Source organism: Pseudoalteromonas sp. SG43-8, from assembly GCF_014164245.1.
In the GTDB taxonomy this organism is placed as follows: Bacteria; Pseudomonadota; Gammaproteobacteria; order Enterobacterales; family Alteromonadaceae; genus Pseudoalteromonas; species Pseudoalteromonas distincta.
The window spans coordinates 218599-237182 of record NZ_JACJEX010000003.1 but is presented as its reverse complement, the minus strand read 5'-3'; the positions used below and the strand labels follow the sequence as shown (position 1 = coordinate 237182).

Annotated in this window: 13 protein-coding genes; 5 read left to right on the top strand and 8 right to left on the bottom strand. The window is 39.7% G+C overall.

Annotation, left to right across the window (positions count from 1 at the left end; translation table 11 throughout):
• The first annotated feature begins 235 nt into the window (after positions 1-235).
• Both H5122_RS08640 and H5122_RS08635 read left to right on the top strand, forming a co-directional pair.
• Positions 236-853, top strand: a complete 618-nt coding sequence (locus H5122_RS08640; protein WP_182673667.1) for a LysE family translocator — start codon at positions 236-238, stop codon at positions 851-853.
• A gap of 80 nt (positions 854-933) precedes the next feature.
• On the top strand, positions 934-1425 hold the full coding sequence (locus H5122_RS08635; RefSeq protein ID WP_182681540.1) for a DUF2798 domain-containing protein: 492 nt from the start codon (positions 934-936) through the stop codon (positions 1423-1425).
• 52 nt (positions 1426-1477) lie between these two features.
• On the opposite strand, the gene uvrA is transcribed toward H5122_RS08635, so the two are convergent.
• On the bottom strand, positions 1478-4036 hold the full coding sequence (uvrA, locus tag H5122_RS08630; protein ID WP_182681541.1) for an excinuclease ABC subunit UvrA: 2559 nt from the start codon (positions 4034-4036) through the stop codon (positions 1478-1480).
• Between the two features lie 268 nt (positions 4037-4304).
• Between uvrA and H5122_RS08625 the strand changes: the two genes are divergently transcribed.
• On the top strand, positions 4305-4709 hold the full coding sequence (locus tag H5122_RS08625; protein ID WP_182681542.1) for a hypothetical protein: 405 nt from the start codon (positions 4305-4307) through the stop codon (positions 4707-4709).
• A 13-nt stretch (positions 4710-4722) separates the two neighbouring features.
• On the opposite strand, the gene H5122_RS08620 is transcribed toward H5122_RS08625, so the two are convergent.
• The 3 genes from H5122_RS08620 to H5122_RS08610 form a co-directional block, all read right to left on the bottom strand.
• The gene (locus tag H5122_RS08620) at positions 4723-5514 is read right to left on the bottom strand and encodes a LytTR family DNA-binding domain-containing protein (protein ID WP_182681543.1); all 792 of its coding nucleotides are present in this window, start codon (positions 5512-5514) and stop codon (positions 4723-4725) included.
• The gene (locus H5122_RS08615; protein WP_182681544.1) at positions 5511-6551 is read right to left on the bottom strand and encodes a sensor histidine kinase; all 1041 of its coding nucleotides are present in this window, start codon (positions 6549-6551) and stop codon (positions 5511-5513) included. Before H5122_RS08615 ends, H5122_RS08620 begins: the two co-directional genes overlap by 4 nt.
• A 217-nt stretch (positions 6552-6768) precedes the next feature.
• Positions 6769-8433, bottom strand: a complete 1665-nt coding sequence (locus H5122_RS08610) for a CIA30 family protein (protein ID WP_259395763.1) — start codon at positions 8431-8433, stop codon at positions 6769-6771.
• Positions 8434-9484: 1051 nt separating this feature from the next.
• On the opposite strand from H5122_RS08610, the gene H5122_RS08605 reads away from it, so the two are divergent.
• The gene (locus tag H5122_RS08605) at positions 9485-10462 is read left to right on the top strand and encodes a helix-turn-helix domain-containing protein (RefSeq protein WP_182681545.1); all 978 of its coding nucleotides are present in this window, start codon (positions 9485-9487) and stop codon (positions 10460-10462) included.
• A gap of 362 nt (positions 10463-10824) precedes the next feature.
• On the opposite strand, the gene H5122_RS08600 is transcribed toward H5122_RS08605, so the two are convergent.
• The 4 genes from H5122_RS08600 to H5122_RS08585 form a co-directional block, all read right to left on the bottom strand.
• A complete protein-coding gene (locus tag H5122_RS08600) occupies positions 10825-11751 on the bottom strand; it encodes a DMT family transporter (protein ID WP_182681546.1) in 927 nt (308 codons plus the stop codon).
• 101 nt (positions 11752-11852) lie between these two features.
• Positions 11853-12560 carry an AraC family transcriptional regulator gene (locus tag H5122_RS08595; protein ID WP_182681660.1) on the bottom strand — a complete coding sequence of 236 codons (708 nt, stop codon included), beginning with the start codon at positions 12558-12560 and terminating at the stop codon, positions 11853-11855.
• Positions 12561-12859: 299 nt separating this feature from the next.
• Positions 12860-14443 (bottom strand): sulfotransferase, encoded by a 1584-nt coding sequence (locus H5122_RS08590; RefSeq protein WP_182681547.1) that lies wholly within the window; start codon positions 14441-14443, stop codon positions 12860-12862.
• An 85-nt stretch (positions 14444-14528) separates the two neighbouring features.
• Complete coding sequence (locus tag H5122_RS08585; protein ID WP_182681548.1) at positions 14529-16946, bottom strand: TonB-dependent receptor; 2418 nt, start codon at positions 16944-16946, stop codon at positions 14529-14531.
• A gap of 478 nt (positions 16947-17424) precedes the next feature.
• Between H5122_RS08585 and H5122_RS08580 the strand changes: the two genes are divergently transcribed.
• Complete coding sequence (locus H5122_RS08580) at positions 17425-18519, top strand: NADH:flavin oxidoreductase/NADH oxidase (RefSeq protein WP_182681549.1); 1095 nt, start codon at positions 17425-17427, stop codon at positions 18517-18519.
• The last annotated feature ends 65 nt before the right edge of the window (positions 18520-18584 follow it).

Genomic DNA, 18584 nt, shown 5'->3' with positions numbered 1-18584 from the left:
CTCGCTTAGTAATGCTCCCTTACGAAGCACATGGTTACCGTGCGCGTAAAAGCTTATTACATGTGTTGTGGGAACAAGAACAGTGGTTAGATAAGTATTTGTTAAATGATACAGCAGAGCCAGTAAAAGTAATTACCGAACCAGTGGTAAGTGCTGGGCAATAGTAATAAAAATGAGTAAGTAACAGCGCGGCTACTTATAGCCGCGTTTTTGCTTTTAATATGAGAGTAAATTAATGATTGATGTAGCAGCACTTGCGGTTTTTATTCCTACGTTCTTTTTTGTGTCGATAACGCCTGGTATGTGTATGACCCTTGCCATGACACTCGGTATGAGCATTGGCGTGCGCCGCACATTATGGATGATGATAGGCGAGCTGTTAGGTGTTGCAAGTGTTGCCATAGCTGCGGTATTAGGTGTTGCAAGCGTAATGCTAAATTACCCTGAAGCGTTCGCTATTTTAAAGTGGGTAGGCGGTGCGTACCTAATTTATATTGGCGTTAACATGTGGCGAGCCAAAGGAAAAATGTCGGTCGATACCTCAAAACCAAGTGACGTAAGTAGGAAGTCGTTATTTACGCAAGGTTTTGTAACCGCAATTGCTAACCCTAAAGGGTGGGCGTTTATGATTTCACTACTGCCACCCTTTATAAGTGTTGAGCATGCTGTAGCCCCTCAGCTTTTAGTATTGCTTGGCGTTATAATGACCACCGAGTTTTTAAGTATGTTAGCTTACGCAACAGGCGGTAAAAGCTTACGTTTATTTTTAAGCCGTGGTGATAATATAAAATGGATGAACCGTATTGCTGGTAGCTTAATGGGGTTAGTTGGAATTTGGCTTATTTTTGGTTAGTTCAAAAAGTAGTTGATATTATCAATTAATTTGTTATGGTTGATTTTATCATCTATTTAACGCTTAAGGCATGCCCAAAAATGAGTACACCCGTATCAGCAAATCCAGTAATGGTTGAGCCTAAAAAAACACCTGTAATTTATAAAATACTGGTTATGGTAAGTATTATTACCTTAATTGGCGGTACTCTAACTGGCATTATGACTTATGTGAATGTGGGTGTTACAGAGCATTTTTATGCAGATTGGTTTACCTCATTTATAAGTGCAGTATTGGTTATGGCGCCTGTTGGTTTTGTAATGATGACCTTAATGCATAAGCTAGTTAATAAGTTATTGCCTAGTAGTAGCGAGCTAAAACGTAATTTAGTGATTAGTGTTTTTATGGCGCTGATCATGGAGTCGGTTATGGCGTTTGTTACCGCTACTAATAATATTGGCTATGCAGATATGCGTGTATTTGTAACTGGATGGGCTGAAGGGTTATTAGCCGCATTACCAGTAGGTTTAACTATAATGCTGATAATGTCGGTTACGGTAAAACCTAAAATAGAACGCTTTTTAAAAAGCTAATAACAAAAAAGAGCCATTGGCTCTTTTTTGTTATTTAGTGTTTACCTGCTCTTTAAATTGCACGATTCAAAAAAGGTGCTGTTCGGCTTATTTTAGATTGGGCTACCTCTGTAGGTTTCCCTTGCGCTACAATTAAGCCGCCTTCTTCGCCAGCACCGGGTCCTACATCAATAACCCAGTCACTATTGCGGGCTACTTGCATATCGTGTTCAACCATAATGACGGTATTGCCAGCATCTACTAATTTATTTAACTGCGACATTAACATTGATACATCCGATGGATGCAGGCCTGTCGTTGGCTCATCAAGAATATAAAGTGTGTTACCGCGCTGCGCACGTTGCAGCTCGGTTGCTAATTTAATACGCTGCGCTTCACCGCCCGAAAGCTCAGTGGCAGGTTGCCCTAAACGTAAATACCCAAGACCAACTTGCATAAGTGCATCGAGTGCTCGCAGTATTGCAGGCTCATTTTCAAAAAAGGTATGCGCCGCTTCAACCGTTAAATTGAGGATATCGCTTATGTCTTTATCACGATATGTAACCTCAAGTGTTTGCTCGTTATAACGTTTGCCATGACACACTTGGCAAGGTGAATAAACGCTTGGTAAAAACAGTAGCTCTATACTTACAAAGCCAACGCCCTCACAGTTTTTACAGCGACCTTTAGCAACATTAAACGAAAAGCGACCGGCATCGTAACGGCGCTCTTTCGCTTTTTGAGTTGAAGCAAATATTTTACGCACATGATCAAATAAACCCGTATAGGTAGCTAAGTTTGAACGAGGGGTACGGCCAATTGCTTTTTGATTGACGGTAATCAGGCGGCTTATATTATTTATACCTTCAATGATTTTTCCGCTGGTGTGTGTTTGCAGCTCTTGTTCGAGTAAGTCGGCTTCGTCGGTTGGCGCTTCCGTTATTATTTTTTGCCCAAGTGCTTCGTAAACAAGTTCTACTAACGCTTGGCTTACTAGACTTGATTTACCAGAGCCCGAAACACCAGTAACGGTTGTCATAACACCTAGTGGAAATTCTGTATTGAGTTTTTTAAGATTGTTACGATCAATATCAGCCAATTTTAACCACGCACTAGGCTGCCTTTGCTCCTTTTTTTGCGCGCTGTTTTGAGTAGACTCTTGACTGGCGTTTTTAGCAAAAAGGTGGCGACCGGTGTGCGAATTTTTTATTTTTCTTAACCCTTCAACAGGGCCGCTGTAAATAATGTTGCCACCATGCACTCCTGCATCAGGGCCTACATCAACAATCCAATCGGCATGTTTAACAACGCTGACATCGTGCTCAACAACAAATACAGAATTGCCAGCCGCTATTAACTCATCAAGCGCTTTTAAAAGTGCTTGAGTGTCTGCAGGGTGTAAACCCGCTGAAGGTTCATCTAGCACGTAAACCACACCAAATAATTTAGAGCGAATTTGTGTAGCAAGTCGTAATCGTTGTAGCTCTCCGGGTGAGAGCGTTGGTGTTGTACGCTCAAGCGACAAGTATCCTAAACCAAGCATGGTTAGTGCTTCAATACGGGTGAGTATATCGCTGGCAATGCGCTGCGTAACAATGGCTTGCTCTGGATTTTTTGTATTTTTATTTACTTTGGTATTGGCGGCGTTACTTAGCTTTTTAGCAAGCTCGTTTAATGTAAGTAGAGATAGCTCGCCAATATCGAGCCCTGCAAATTTAACACTTAACGATGCTTGTTTTAATTTTTTACCTTGGCAAGTAGGGCACTGCGATATTTGCATAAACTGCGATACGCGCTTTTTTGTACGTGGGCTTTGGGTAGTAGCAAAAGACTGTAAAACAAAGCGTTTAGCGCTTGAAAAAGTTCCCATGTAGCTTGGATCTTCGTTATTTTTTATCGCATTTTGTATTTGCTCATAGGTGTAATCTGGGTATACCGGCACAGTAGGTGTTTCGTCGGTAAATAAAATCCAATCCCGTGCTTTTTTAGAAAGTTTGTTCCAAGGTGTGTCTATGTCATAACCAAGGGAAGTAAGAATACGGCTTAGGTTTTTACCTTGCCATGCTGGTGGCCACGCTTCAATGGCGCGCTGGCGAATAGTTTTTGTATCGTCTGGCACAAGTAGCTTTTCGGTTACTTCAAACACTCGGCCTATTCCTGAGCATTCTGGGCACGCACCTTGTGGCGTATTCGGCGAAAACGCATCGGCGTAAAGTATACCTTGCCCTTTGGGGTATTCGCCTGCGCGTGAGTAAAGCATGCGTAGCGCGTTAGAAATAGTTGTTATGCTGCCAACGGATGAACGAACCGACGGTGCGCCGCGTTGCTGCTGCAAAGCAACGGCAGGCGGTAGCCCTTCAATAGAATCAACATCGGGCTCATCAACTTGATCTATTAACCTACGGGCGTAAGGCGATACTGAATCAAGATAACGGTGCTGCGACTCAGCAAACAGCGTTCCAAACGCAAGCGAAGACTTTCCAGAGCCCGATATTCCTGTAAAAACAACTAATGCGTTACGAGGTAAATCAACGTCTACATTTTTCAAGTTGTGAACGCGTGCCCCTCTTACTTGAATGCTATTACTGGGATCAGATAAGTCCATTGTTGAGTTTTTATGTGTGCTTGCCATACGTTTATACTCCTGTTTAATCGCGCTTTTTACTTTAAGTTAGCTTTGAATTATTTACTCTTATCACTCGTTATCACCCTAAAGTAACGCAAGCACACTGAATGAGCGCTTAGTCTGTAGTGGCGCAGCCAAAGCGCTGGATAAAATTGCGATGATTGTTTGTTTACATAATAGGTATGGAATGCGAATATAATTTAAACAGTTATTGTTATGTAATTCGTTACGTAATTTACTAGGTATTTTACTAGGTAATAAAAAGGAACTCACAGTGAATAAAGCCTTAGTGATCATTTTATTGGTGCTTTCGTGGGCAACCCAAGCAGACTCTATCAACGCGCTAAATGTTGACCGTGCAGTACCAAATAGCATGCACTTATCGTTTGCAAACGATAGCAACATAACCCCTAAAAAAGGGGATTTTAAAATCGTTAATTATGTATTAATGAGCAATGAAGAGGGCGAACGCTGGGCTGTTATAACGCTAACTAACTTATCGTCGGGCAATCGCGAATTAGGCGAGGAGCACTTACTTGCACTTTTTGCTGACGGCAGCCGATTTATGCCAATGGAATTTAAACTCGGTTTTAAAGGCAACGAAACACAATCGGTAACTGTATCGTTTGCCGATTATAAATTCCCTATTTTGAGTGTGTATTCGAGTAACGACCAGTAGCATATTGGATAAGTTAAATATGCAGCAATTGCTTTAACTTATCTGCGCCGGCTCTGCTGGTGCTTAGTTCAGATTTAATATCGTCATTTACAATCACCATAAGTTTGCCATTAAACCAGCGCTGTATTTCTTTAATGTGGTCAATATCAACCAAATAACTGCGGTGGATTCGTACAAAGTTATGTTCCACTAAGGCATGTTCAAGCTGGTCGAGCGTATCCCTTAAATGATGAAATGTATCGCCATTCCACGCCAAACTATTGCCTTGCTCCGATTTAATAAATTTAATATTACTAGGGGAGAGTAAAAATATGCGCTCACCACTTGTACTAATGAGCTTATTTATGGTGTTTTTGGTTAATGTAAATGTTGTTTGCTCGCCGTTTGCGTGATTAACTTGCGTATGCGCACGTTGTTGCTCTAGTTGCTGCTGTGCTTTGGCTAAGGCTTTTTTTAGCCTAGCAATAGGAAAAGGTTTAAGTAAATAATCTGTTGAGGCGTTCTCGAATGCTTCAATAGCAAATTGGTCATACGCGGTTGTGTAAATAATAATGGGCTGGTAGTTAAGTAAATCAATAAGCTCAAGGCCGTTAATTTCAGGCATTTGAATATCAAGTAATACCACATCAAGGGTCAGCTCATTGATTAATGTAATAGCCTCTTTGCCATTTGTAGCCATACCCACCACTTCAACATGCTCCATTAAACTTAATTGATGGCTTAATTTTTCGCGAGCGGGAAGCTCGTCATCGGCAAATAATACGCGCATTTTAGTAATAGTATGTTGCTGGTTTTTGTTGTTCATAGTGCTAGCTCCAACGTAACCACTGCACCATTATTATTGCTAAGTAGTACCTTACTTTTACCAAGTTGTTTGACGCGCTTGAGTATGTTTTTCATCCCTACACCATTGCCATGCCCGTGCTTTATTACATCGCTCGAAAAACCCTTACCATTATCGCTAATTTGTATTTTAACGCCGTTTGGAAGCTCACTCAGGGTTATATTAAGTATTAGCGAAGTTTGGTTGGCGTTGTGTTTAATGGCGTTTTCAATAATTGGCTGAATCAGTAGCGGTGGTAGCGATATGTCTTTAAGCCTATTGGGAATATGGTAATTAACCTGAAGTTTATCGCCAAAGCGTGCTTTTTCAATATTTAAGTATTTTTCTATTATTGTAAGCTCTTGCTGTAAAGGTATTTGCTGTTGCTCGGCGGTATCAAGGGAGTACCTCAAAATATCAGCAAGCTCATGCAGTACTTCATCGGCTAAATCAGGGTTTGTATGAATATAGGCCGAAATTGTATTTAAGCTATTAAACATAAAGTGAGGGTTTAGTTGATATCGTAATGTAGCAAGTTGGGCTTGTTTAAGTGCGTGTTTTTCGGCTGTTGCGCGTTTTTTGTTTTCAATAAAAATACTGGTAAAGTAAATACACGATCCCCAAAGTAAGCCGTTAAATACAACAAATACTCCCATCGATTTATGCCCATCAAAAAGCTGTGTGAGTAATATATCGGTAAGCACATTACCAAGTGCCATAAATACAACTGCAATTAACCATTCAAATGCTATTTTGTTAATGTGTTTATTGCGAAGGTAAAAAATAACTGCTGCCGCACTCCAAACAGGAAGCCAGTAAAAAGTTACGAACCACACAGTTGCAGCGAGTGCACTACCAGTAGTAAAGGGGGCGGAGTTCGCGATTATTAGCCCAAGGGCATAAGCAATATCTACAATAAGTAGAATAAAAAAGCTGTATTTATAAAAAGGATGTTTGAGCATAATAGGTGCTTCTTTTTGTAAGTGATTAAACCATATCAAAAAATAGTCAAAACCCAAATGATTTTGTGTTTTGACTGCTACTCATTTAAAAGTAAGTTAGCTCTTTGATTTGTAATGTGTTTTTTAATGGCTCATTGCTTGCGCCTGACATTTTACGCCACATTAAGTTAACCCCAGTTAATTCTGTTGCTGACCACGTAACTGGGCTACCAAAACCAAATTGTTTAAGTGTAGTGAAGGGAATATCAAGCGTGGTCCATTCATCGCGCGGCTTTTAAAGTACACTAAAGTGATCCCAATCTTTTACATCACTATGATAAACAGACAAAGCAAAAGGCGTGGGAGACCCTTTATACGTTAAGCGCACGCCTTTAAATGCAGAAGCATCAGCCGGTGATGTAAATTTTATTTCAGCGCCTGCCCACGCGCCAAAGCTTGTTAGCTTTGTAATGGTTGTATCTATAGTTAAGCTATTTTTATGCGTGGTAAGCGTTGCCACAGACTGACCACCCATTACCGAGTCGCTTAAGGCTTGCCATGGTGTATCACCGGTAAAATCATCAATAACATGCTGCGCTTGGCTGCTTTTAATTACTTCATTACAAGTGGGGCCTTGTGGCTTTATGGCTTTGTTTTGAGCAATAAGCGCTGGGCGGTCTACTTGTATACCTGCTTTATAAACCTCTGAGATAGTGTGAATATGGTTTATATCATCAAGTGGGTTTTGCTTAAGCAGTATAAAGCTTGCCTCAAAGCCTTTAGCAAGCTTACCAATACTATCTGCTTTATTAATCGCTTGTGCGCCGTTAACCGTTGCCGCATTAATTATTGCACCATTAGTTAGGCCCGCTTTTTTAAGTGCATCTAACTCGTTATGTAACCCTGTACCATGGATTGTGTATGGGTTTCCGGCATCAGAGCCGGTGCCTATAGTGATATTAGCTTTATATAACTTTTGAATATTTGCATAAGCGGTTTTACGTTCACTCCATGCGTGTTCTTTCCATTTTGAAGGCGCAGGCACATTTTCAAACAAGCACTCTTGAAGCTTTTCGGGAATGGTTTTTAGTAACTCGTTTTGTGAGCTAATAGTATGGTTATGCTTTTCATCGCTATGGTTGTGGTACACCGCAAGGGTAGGAATGTAGGTTACATTATGCTGTTTCATTAGCGTAATAAACTCATCATCTATCGCTTCGCTATTAATACCGTGGGCTAAAGCCGTTGCACCGGCCTTAATAGCGCGTTTGCCATCATCTAGTGTAGAAACATGCACAAAATACGGTAAATTAGCCGCTTTAGAGCGCTTACCAAGATCGCTTAATTGGCTATCAGTTAACGATTTACCCACACCGCCAAAGGTTTCAATAACCGCTTTAGTTACATGGGGCTGGGTGCTTATATGTTTTTCCCATAGCGCTGCTATGTCTTCATTTTTGGCAATTTCGTAAGCGTTGCCACCAAACTGCGTGCCATGCCCGCCAGGGTTAGTAAACAATGTACCTGCATAAAAAAGGTTAGGGGTTAGTTGTGCTTCTTCTAATTGAGCGGCTTCGTTTAGGGTTTGCTCAAACGAAAATAAATCAACAATGTTAGTTACGCCTAAATACAAATTAGAATTAAAGTGCGATTTAACCGGCAAATACTGAAACTCAGTAAAGTTACTGCCTGATGAACCCAAATGTACATGTAAATCAATTAAACCAGGTATTGCATATTGGTTGTTGGCATCAATAGTTTTATCGGCGTTTTGTAGTGGATCGGTCGCTTTAGCAACGTTTACAATTTTACCATCGTCAATATAAAGCGAACTCGGCGCAGAAAAGCTTTGCGAATTACTTTGGTATACACGAATGTTGTCGACTCGCAGGTCAATGGCATGCGCACTAAAGTGGCTTGTTAAACTCAGTGCTATAACTGTTTTTGTAATAATGTTCATGACTATATTCCTTATCAAAATAGGTATTTGGCGCTTTGTTAATAAGGAATTTAGCGAATTTTTTAACCTGCTTCATTAATGTTTATCTGAATCGATATTATTTGCCGTTGAACCGACACTAAAGTAAATAAACGTAGTGGTGCGCTCAGACTAACTGAACTAAATATTATGAATTAGCGATAGATCCCTTCGGCGGGTATGCCTATTTTAAGACAGGGTTTTAAAATTTAATCTTGTTTGAATGACTTTTAAAGGCGGCTAGGAGCGATTAACAGCCGCTCAAGCATCTTGTAATTGGAATCCATTTTTCTCTATAGCTGACGTTCGAACCTGCTTTACTAATGCTAACTATTAGCCGAAAGCTGACATTAGTTTTTGTAAAAGAATAAACAGATTATTGGTAATTCAAACCAATATATACTGCATGTTTAAGGGCTAGTGTAGGCTCGTTGCTGCCTTTGAACTTCCATCACTTGATGCTCATTTGAGCCTAAAGCAGTCAGTAATGAATTCGGTTTCAAGATCACTTTGTGAGTATAGAAGACGCTAGCATTTAATTTTTACACAGATTTCTAATGAATTAATCATGTCAAATTACTGAAAATTATTAATAATAATGTAAATTAACAACTTAAATAGAGCAACCGTTAGTCAACAAAATTGACCCATTACTAACATTCTTTTTTTGAGGTGGTTTAACTATGGATGCCCTAGTTATGCTATAGGTGATTTTAGCAATTAAACACTAAACTCTTCCCTAAGCGAGTGACAAAATTGGATCAAACGGGCACCTTTAAAGCTTTTGAGCTGGAAGACCTGCCTGATGGGGAAATTTTGCCATAGATTGACAGCTTAGTTATATTTAGGATGTCTAATTTGGTTGGACTCTCAAAATGAAAAACTAACTTGCTAGCACCAAATAAAATGTTTAAATTTAGCTGTTTAGCCTAATTGCAACCGCTGGTTGACAAACTAACAACTTGACTTGCTGGTCTGCAACTACCTGACTTTCTATGCTTACCGCTCAACAACAAATGAAGGAATGAACTTTATGATTTTAGCAGAAAAGATTGTCAGATTAAGAAAACAAGTTGGTTGGTCGCAGGAAGAATTGGCTGAAAAGATGAATGTTTCTAGGCAGTCAGTGTCTAAGTGGGAAAGCACTAATAGCATACCTGATTTAAATAGGATAATTATGTTGGCGGAGCTTTTTGACGTGTCTACTGACTTTCTACTAAGAGATGAGAATGAAGCTTTTGATTCTCATGATGAAAATAAAAAGCCTGGTATCATTCAAATTAGTTTAGAACAAGCAGCAAAATATATTGAAAATAAGATGGAAGTGTCAGCCTTAATCACTAAAGGAGTTATACTTTGTTTATGCTCAGTAGTACCTTTGTTTTTCTTCTTGGCAATGGCTGAAACCAATCGATTGAACCTGACAGGCAATATCGCAGCAGCGATAGGAGTTGTGTGTATTGTAGTTATGGTCTCTATGGGAATAAATTTTTTTCTCAGAGCCAACCAATATGAAAGCGATATAGCGGTAATAGATAATGAAGCATTTGAATTAGCCTATGGTGTACATGGTGTTTTCAATGAAAAATTAACAAAGTTCAGACCTACCTATAATCGAAGATTATCGTTGGGTATATTTATGTTCATTATCAGTTTTGCACCTCTTATGTTTGCTAGTATGCTTTTCAGAGGCCCAAGTATAACTCTAATGATGCTAATTGTACTTATGCTCATCATAGCCGCTGGGATATACATTGTGTCTCCTGTTGCGGCTAAATACGAGGCTTATAACAATATTCTAAAAGATGAGCCTCTAGATACCGTAAAGAGTAGACGTGTAAAACGTGCTGAAAAACTCGCTGCATTCTACTGGCCTTTGCTAATCGCTATCTTTCTTGGTTGGAGCTTATGGACTATGGATTGGGGCGTAACTTGGATAATTTGGCCTGTAGGGGCTGTACTTTTCGCTGCACTGGTTGGATTAATGGAGTTGCTGGATAAAGAAGAGTGATGAACATGATATGCATCTTTATCAGCGATACAAAAACCTAATCTTAACCAGTAACTTTCTAATATGGCAGAGATTAGGGGGATACAAATAAGTCATCTAAATATAAATACTTGAACAACCGCTATGCTGGCATTTACGATCATCAATCTAGACCTAAATTCAAATACTATAAATGGCACTTTAGCGAAGTTCGGCTGTGAGCGTGAGGCAGACTGTGAGAAATTATGATGTATGAAGTCAATACTCGTCTCCTTGGTTATTACATTTTATGAACGTTCGTTACGAGCGTTCATGTTTTTTACTTTATATAAATGAACTATACCCTATGGTAAGCTTTTAAAAGCATTGTCAATGCTCTTAAGCTACATAGATTTAATAGGTACTCTTAATTGCTTTTGAGGTTTGATGGTTTGCATTAATAGGCATAGTGATACCAAAGCCACACCTATCCAACCAATTATCTTAAACCTTTCACCAATAACGAAAACGGCTAAAACAGTTGCAACTAATGGTTCTATTAAGGTAATTAATGTCGCTTTACTTGCATTTATATAATTCAAGCCAAAACCAAATAATAAGTATCCTAAAAACATTGGAATTACTGCCATATACAAAGATACCAATGCATTGGTTGCGCTTGAAAATAAGTTATCACCTGTAAACCATAATGAAGGGAGTAACAATAAAGCAGCACAACCAAACAGTCCTGACATTGACGATTTCGAATGAACTCCACTTTCAATTAAACTCCTTGCTGCCCATGAATAACCTGCATAGGTTAATCCTGCAATACACCCCAAAAGAATACCCAGGCTCTGTTGATTAATACTGTATGAAGGATCGTTACTCTGATCTCTGCCTAACGTTAATAAAGTAATACCTATAGCTCCAATAACAAAACTCAGTACCCATTCCAGTGATATATTTTTTTTACTAATTAGGCTTTCAAGGATTGCAGCAAAAAAAGGTGCCGTAGCAATTGAAACTACAGTGCCAATTGCAACACCTGATAAACGCATTGAAGTATAAAATGCTAATGGATAAATAGCGACAGAAGCGGCACCTAAAAGTAATACCTTAGGCTGTGAAATCATGAGCTTATAATCTATAAACAACGTTTTTCGTGCTGTAATAACAAGTAGCACTCCCCCTATTCCCATAGAGAATGCACCAATTGCAAACGAACTCACATCAGGGGAATAGCTTGCTGCGGTGCCTGTTGTTCCCCACAAAAAACTAGCAATAATGATAGCAATTACACCTTTAAAACTTCCGTGATGACTTTCCATTGTGAAACCTGTTTTTTATTATTTCAATACAGAAATTGTATGCTAGTGATGAAAGGAGTTTTTAACAATTAAGACGCTATCGTTGACAATAAAGACTAAGTTTACTTTTTGAATTTATTAGGTGGTAGGCCAAAGTATTGTGAAAACTTTCGGCTAAAGGCTGACGGCTCTTTGTAGCCTACTTTTTCACCAATGATTGATAGTGGATAATCTGTGTGTGTTAGTAAAGCTTGCGCTTTTTCCATACGAAGTTTGGTTACGTATTTCATCACAGTCATATTTGTTTGTTGCTTAAATAGTTTCTTAAACTGCGTTTCGCTTAGAAAAGCAGATTCAGCCAGGCGTTTAATGTGAAGTTGCTCTGCAATATTTTGCTCTATGAAGGATATTGCTGTACCAATACGGTTATCTACTTTTGGCAATAAAGGTTGCTCTGCAAGCAGTAAACTGAACATTTCAAACATCGCCTGTTCTAATTGAGCATTAACTTTATTTTCTAATTGGTTTTCGATAAAGGTTAAGTAACTTTTAAGGGATGAGTTAATTGCAAAAACAATACAGTGAGAAGATGAAATATTTAGGGGTAGGTTTTTCATGTCCACAACTACAAATCTAGCTTCAGTATCTGCAGTGAACAAGTGCTCTTCATTGGCTTTAACTACAACACATTCACTTGGCGCAATTTTACCATTGAAATCACCAACGCATATATTTATGACACCACGTAAAGGTAAAACCAATTGGTTAAAGTGATGTGAGTGACGGGTTGGTTTTGTGCTATAAGAACGAATGGATAATAGATATTTCATAATAACAGAAATGTATGGCCTTATTTCATCCTGATTTTGGTTATACATAGTAGAGCAATGGATGACAAAGTGAAGTGTTAGTTTTATTGGCTCTTTAACTTAAACCTCAATGACTGCAATGGTGGCTTAGCAGTCCCACTAAAGGCTTTGAAAGGTAATATCTGCTGTTGGCATTCTCCGCCACTCCACAACATAAAATGTTGATAATAATTGACAAGGTATTTTACTGTGTCGGATGATCCGACCTACACTTACACAAAGCCTCTTATTTGGCGTCTCTTACCGGTAAAATAAAGCGTTTACTCAATATTTATACCTTGCTTTAAAAGGTACTCCACTGCTTTATTAGTATGTGGCTTAAATGCTTTCCAACGGCCGATTGCTTTATTGTTAAGTGGTTGGCGTACTTGCATTTTACTTGCAGTAGAAACTGGTGCGGTGTTTAAGTGAAAATCTATACATTGCTCCTGCCACTCTAGGTTACAAAAGCTGACTAACTCTTTAATTTGTTGCTCGGGCTGTGCGACTAATTCTTCGTATTTTACTAATTTTATATTGCTGTGCAGGGTACTAAAGTGCTGCATTAGTTTGTAAAAACGGCTGTAAAATTTTGCTGTGTCGAGTAAATCGAGCGAGTACGCGTAGTAGGGGTTATTAATGGTAAATAATTGGCGATAGTTGCCAATACAGGTGTCCATTGGATCGCGCAGCATACAAATTATTTTGGCGTTTGGCAGTGCTTTGGTTATTAAATCGATATAAAAAAAGTTAAACGGGAGCTTATCAATAAAGTGTTTATGGCTGCCTGTTATTACGCGTGTTGCGTTTAAATAGGTTGACCCAAGCTGATTAAAATCAAGCTCGTAGGCTTTACTGAGCGTTTGAGTGTCGAGCACGTGAGGTGTTTGTGTTTGGCTTAGCTTTTTAACACTTAGGCCAAAGTCTTGTAATTCACCGGCTGACTGCACGTCGCTGTGGCTCGATAAAATACGCTCAACTAATGTGGTGCCAGAGCGGGGCATACCTAATACAAAAATAGGTTCGGCCGTTGGGTTACCTTGTGTTAGCGCTTGTGTGTGCTGCTCACTTAAGAGTTTAATGTATTCAAATAACTCAGTTGAGCTTTTATGATCAAACGGCTGCACAGCACGTTTTACTACTTTACCTTGCTCTAACGCGTTAAAAGCCTCTGAATATTCACCAATATCTTGATACTCTTTTGCGAGTGCATGGCCAATATGCAGTTTTGCATCGGGGTGTGTTACTTGCTCAAATACATTTTTTAAGCCCTCAATATGATTGTTTTGTGTACTTACTTTAGTTAAATCACTTAATGCAAAATGACTTTGGTGGTGCAGCGGGTTAAGCGCTATGGCATTTTCAAAAGCGTGTTGGGCTTTATCAAATAGCCCTAAAAACTTAGCGCTTACACCGTAGTTATAATAAAACTGAGGTTGAGCTTTGTTAGCTGCTGTAGACAGTGTAATAGCGTGCTCAAAGTAGTTAAGTGCTTGCTCGTGAATACCTGCTTGAGTAAGTGCAACGCCGAGTGTGTCGGCATCAAGTGCTTTAGTTATTTGCTTTAATGGCACCGATAGTGCGGTGTTTTTTGATTTTTGTAATTCGCCAGTAAGTGCGTAACATTTAGCAAGTTGCGCGGTGTATTCAATACTTTGGCCAAGGGTGAGGGCTTTTTCGATGAGCTTTATTGCTTTGTGTATTTGCCCAACAGTTAAATTAACCATTGCCAGCAAAAAATACCCATCAGCAAAGTCTGGTTTGAGTGTAACTAACTCCACTAGGGCTTTGTGTGCTTGCTCTATTTTACCTTGGTTTAGGGAGTGTATTGCGCTTTGATGAAGTTGCTTTAAATTTGGCTGCATGGTTTTTGGTAATTATTTTGTGAAAGAAAATAAAAAGGCTCAAATAAATTTGAGCCTTAAAACATTGTTTAAAAATTACTATAAATTATATTTCAAATTTGTAGTTAAATTTAACACCTACCGTAAGCGGGCGATTAATGTAATGGCCGTAGTTACGTTGTATGTCGGCACCATTTGCTGATGTTATATCGGCATCTGAACGACGAACGGATGTAACCGCGTATTTGTTGAATAGATTATCAACATATAGGGTAGTTGACCATGCATCAGCTGTTAATTTAGCTGATATATTACTTAAGCTGTAACCTGGTAGTGTTTCACCGTTATCACGAAGCCCTACTCTTGAAAGCACGTCGCTTTGCGCAGTTAAACCGTAGTTAATATCAAGCGTTTTGTCGTTAAACACGTCTGTTTGATAGTTTACACCCATCGAAAATTGATTTTCAGGTGAGCCTGGTAAACGGTCGCCGTCTTCTGCGCCATCGGTACCATCGGCATTAAACAAAAATGGTGCGTCTGATGTTAGCTCTGCTTTTGTGTAGGCATAAGTTGCGTAAACTGAAAACGAGTCAGATAAAATGGCACGGGTCGAAATTTCGACCCCTTTTGCATTAGCGCTGCCTGCGTTTGAAAGGTACGTTAATTGACCTATATCTGTAGCGCCAGTGATTTGCGCATCATCCCAATCTACGTTAAATAACGCGGCGTTAAAGTGTAGCTGGCTTCTAAACCATGTACTTTTAAAGCCTAGCTCGTAGTTTGTTGTGGTGTCGGCTTCATATAATAATTCGTCAGGTTTACCACAACCTGTTTGTTGATCCTCAATAATTGGATCAGGACAAGACACTAAACCGTTTGAACCACCAATTCTAAAGCCTTCACTTACTGTTACATAACCCATTACTGAGTCAGTGAACTGGTATTTAGCATTAAATTTAAATAAGTTACCGTTATCGCCTGCTTCGTCTTTTTCGTATGCAACGGTGATTTTGTCAGGATCTACTCCACCATACAATGTATTTGCTAGCGGGAAGTCAAAAGCCGCTTGCGACTCTATATCGTACTTGTAAAAACGGGCACCAATGGTAATATCTAATTTGTCGGTTACTTGGTAGCCAACTTCACCAAATAGTGCAGACTCAGTGACTTTACTTTTTGTAAGCTCTAAGTATTCTAATGAGTCAGGTCTTAGCTGCTCGCCACCAAAGTTATCAATAGCGAATTGGTCAAACCCAGGGGTAAACTCTCTGCTTGACGCTTCGGTTTCTGTTTTGTTGTAAAAACCACCCACAATCCAGTTAAAGTCGCTGTCGCTTTGCGATACTAAACGCAGCTCTTGAGTGAAGGTATCTTCTTCGTCTATTTCACGGGTAAATGTTGAAAACGAAGGGAATTCTTCATAGCCGTAATCAAGGCGAATAAGTAAATCTGTTTGATCGCGTTGACCGTCGGCATCAAAGCTCGAAATACCAGTAGCCGATACTAGCTCTGCAAAACCTAGGTCGGCTTTTAGTTCAAGGCTTAGTAATTGATCTTTTTTCTCGCGCGGTTCTTCAAAGCGATAAGCTGATTCGTATTTACCTATTACATCGCTTAAACCGTTGTTTGCATTAAGGCTGTTGTAATGAACAATCGAGCGGCCTTCGCTGTCTTGGTTTTGGTAAAAGTAGTTAAGCGTACCTTCAAACGATTCATTTGGTTTAAAGCGAACAGAAATACGACCTGTAGTGGTGGTTTCGCCGTTGGCGTCTTTTACATTTTTAAGGTTGTTACTAACTGCTGAGCTGTCGCTCCAATCAGGATCTGGTAACGATACGCCAGGCTCGCGCACTACGTAACCGTAATCGATAAAACCAGGGTCTTCATATACGTTTAAGCTGGCGCGTACTGCAAGTTTGTCTTCAATGAGTGGAAGGTTAAATATAAAGCCGCCTTCGCCACCTAGAGAGTCACTTTCTTTTGTTTGAAACAGGTCGCCGTAAATTTCAAGCGATGTAAAATCGAGCTCAGGTTGTTTAAGCATGTAACGAATTGCACCGCCTAATGTGCCTGCACCATAAAGGGTGCCTTGTGGCCCAATTAATACTTCAACACGCTCAATATCTACTAGGCGCATATCTACCGAAACCGGAATTTCGTTAATGTAAGTAGATACCGTGCCGCCATCTGATGATGGACCAGACGAGTTTGTATTTAAACCACGAACAATTATAGGCGAGCCTGAGCGACCACCTTGATCGGTAATTGTTAAACCAGGCACCCAGCGCGCTACATCGGCAAGCTCATTGATATTTTGATCTTTCATAATATCTGCATCAAGGGCTGTAATATTTAGCGGTGCATTTTGCACCGAGCCGCTGCGCCTTGTTGCTGTAACTTCGATTACTTCGAGTGATTTGTTTTTAGCTGCAACTTCTTCTTGAGCAAGTGCGGCATTAGGCAATAAAAATACGCTGGAAACAGCGCTCGAAATAGCCAAGGTTAACAAGCTTGGTTTAAACATAAAAAGTGATCCCCAGTTCAAATGTTTTACATTAGTAAATTAAGTTAAGCAGTTTATCAGGGAGTGAAGTAGCTTGGAATATTTAAATTGAATTTTAATTCACTTATATAGAATAAATATGGATTATTTGTGGGGGTTTTATTTGGTTAATAGGCAATACAGGCAATGGCTTAGTGTAATTAGGTACAGTTAGGTTAAAAAATACACCCTTGTTTAAAGGTAAATAGTCATTCATTTTTTAAAAATGGCTTTATGATGTGCTCGTTAAACAAATTATTACATTAAAATTGATAGTTTATAATGTCATTAGTTATGCTTTTATCAGCACTATTAAAGTATGTTTTTATCCCCATTAAGAGTGTTAAGTCGGAATTATAAATAACTGTGTAAGTTATTGAGTGAGCGTGTTTGATTGCCGCTTCGTATTCTTTTTTTTGTTTTGTCCGCACTTTTTTGTGCGTGTTTTTAAGGATTAACAATGAGCCAACTATTTTCGCCTTTATCACTTGGGAAAGTAACGTTAGATAACCGTATTATTATTGCACCCATGTGCCAGTATTCAGCAAACAATGGCGCTGCTAGCGATTGGCATACTATTCATTTGGGCCAATTGAGTTTAAGTGGTGCAGGATTACTTATTTTAGAAGCAACAGCTGTTAACCCAGAAGGGCGTATTAGCTACGGCGATTTAGGGCTTTGGAATAACGAAACTCAACAAGCACTAGACAAAAGCCTAAAAGCAGTAAGGCAATACAGCCCTATGCCTATTGGTATTCAGTTAGCGCATGCTGGGCGCAAAGCATCAACTGAAAAACCATGGGACGGTGGCGATGCCATTGCACCTGATGATGTAAATGGCTGGCAAACGCTCGCACCTTCGGCAATTGCGTACGACGCTAACAGCCCAGTGCCAAAAGCAATGAGCCAATCTGATATAGATTCACTAATTAAAGACTTTGTAAGTGCAGCTAAACGCGCTGATGAACTCGGCCTTGATTTAATCGAGCTACATGGTGCGCACGGTTACCTGTTACATCAATTTTTGTCGCCACTTTCAAACAAGCGCGATGACAACTACGGTGGCAGCCTAGAAAACAGAATGAGCTTATTACTTGATGTGTTTAAAGCGGTAAGAGCGGTATTCCCCAGTAATAAAGCAGTGGGTGTGCGTATTTCGGCAACCGATTGGGTTGAAGGTGGCTGGGATTTAGATCAATCGATAGTGCTTAGTAAAGCGCTTGATGAACTAGGTTGTGATTTTATTCATGTAAGTACGGCGGGCCTAAGCCCAGAGCAACAAATACCAGTAAAACCTAATTTTCAGGTACCGTTTGCAACAGCCATTAAAGAAGCTGTGAATATGCCTGTTATAGCGGTGGGTTTAATTACACAGGCGCAACAAGCCGAAGATATTATTAGCGAGCAGCAAGCCGATGGCGTAGCACTAGCTCGTGGTATTTTATATAACCCGCACTGGCCGTGGCATGCAGCTGCAGAGCTTGGCGCTACAGTAACTGCACCTAAACAGTATTTACGCTCAAGCCCACATGGGCAGCCATCACCAATAAAATAAAGTTTAGTTTTTTTGTAGAAACCCAACCCGCGTTTGCGGGTTGGGTTTTATTATTTTTATAAAGT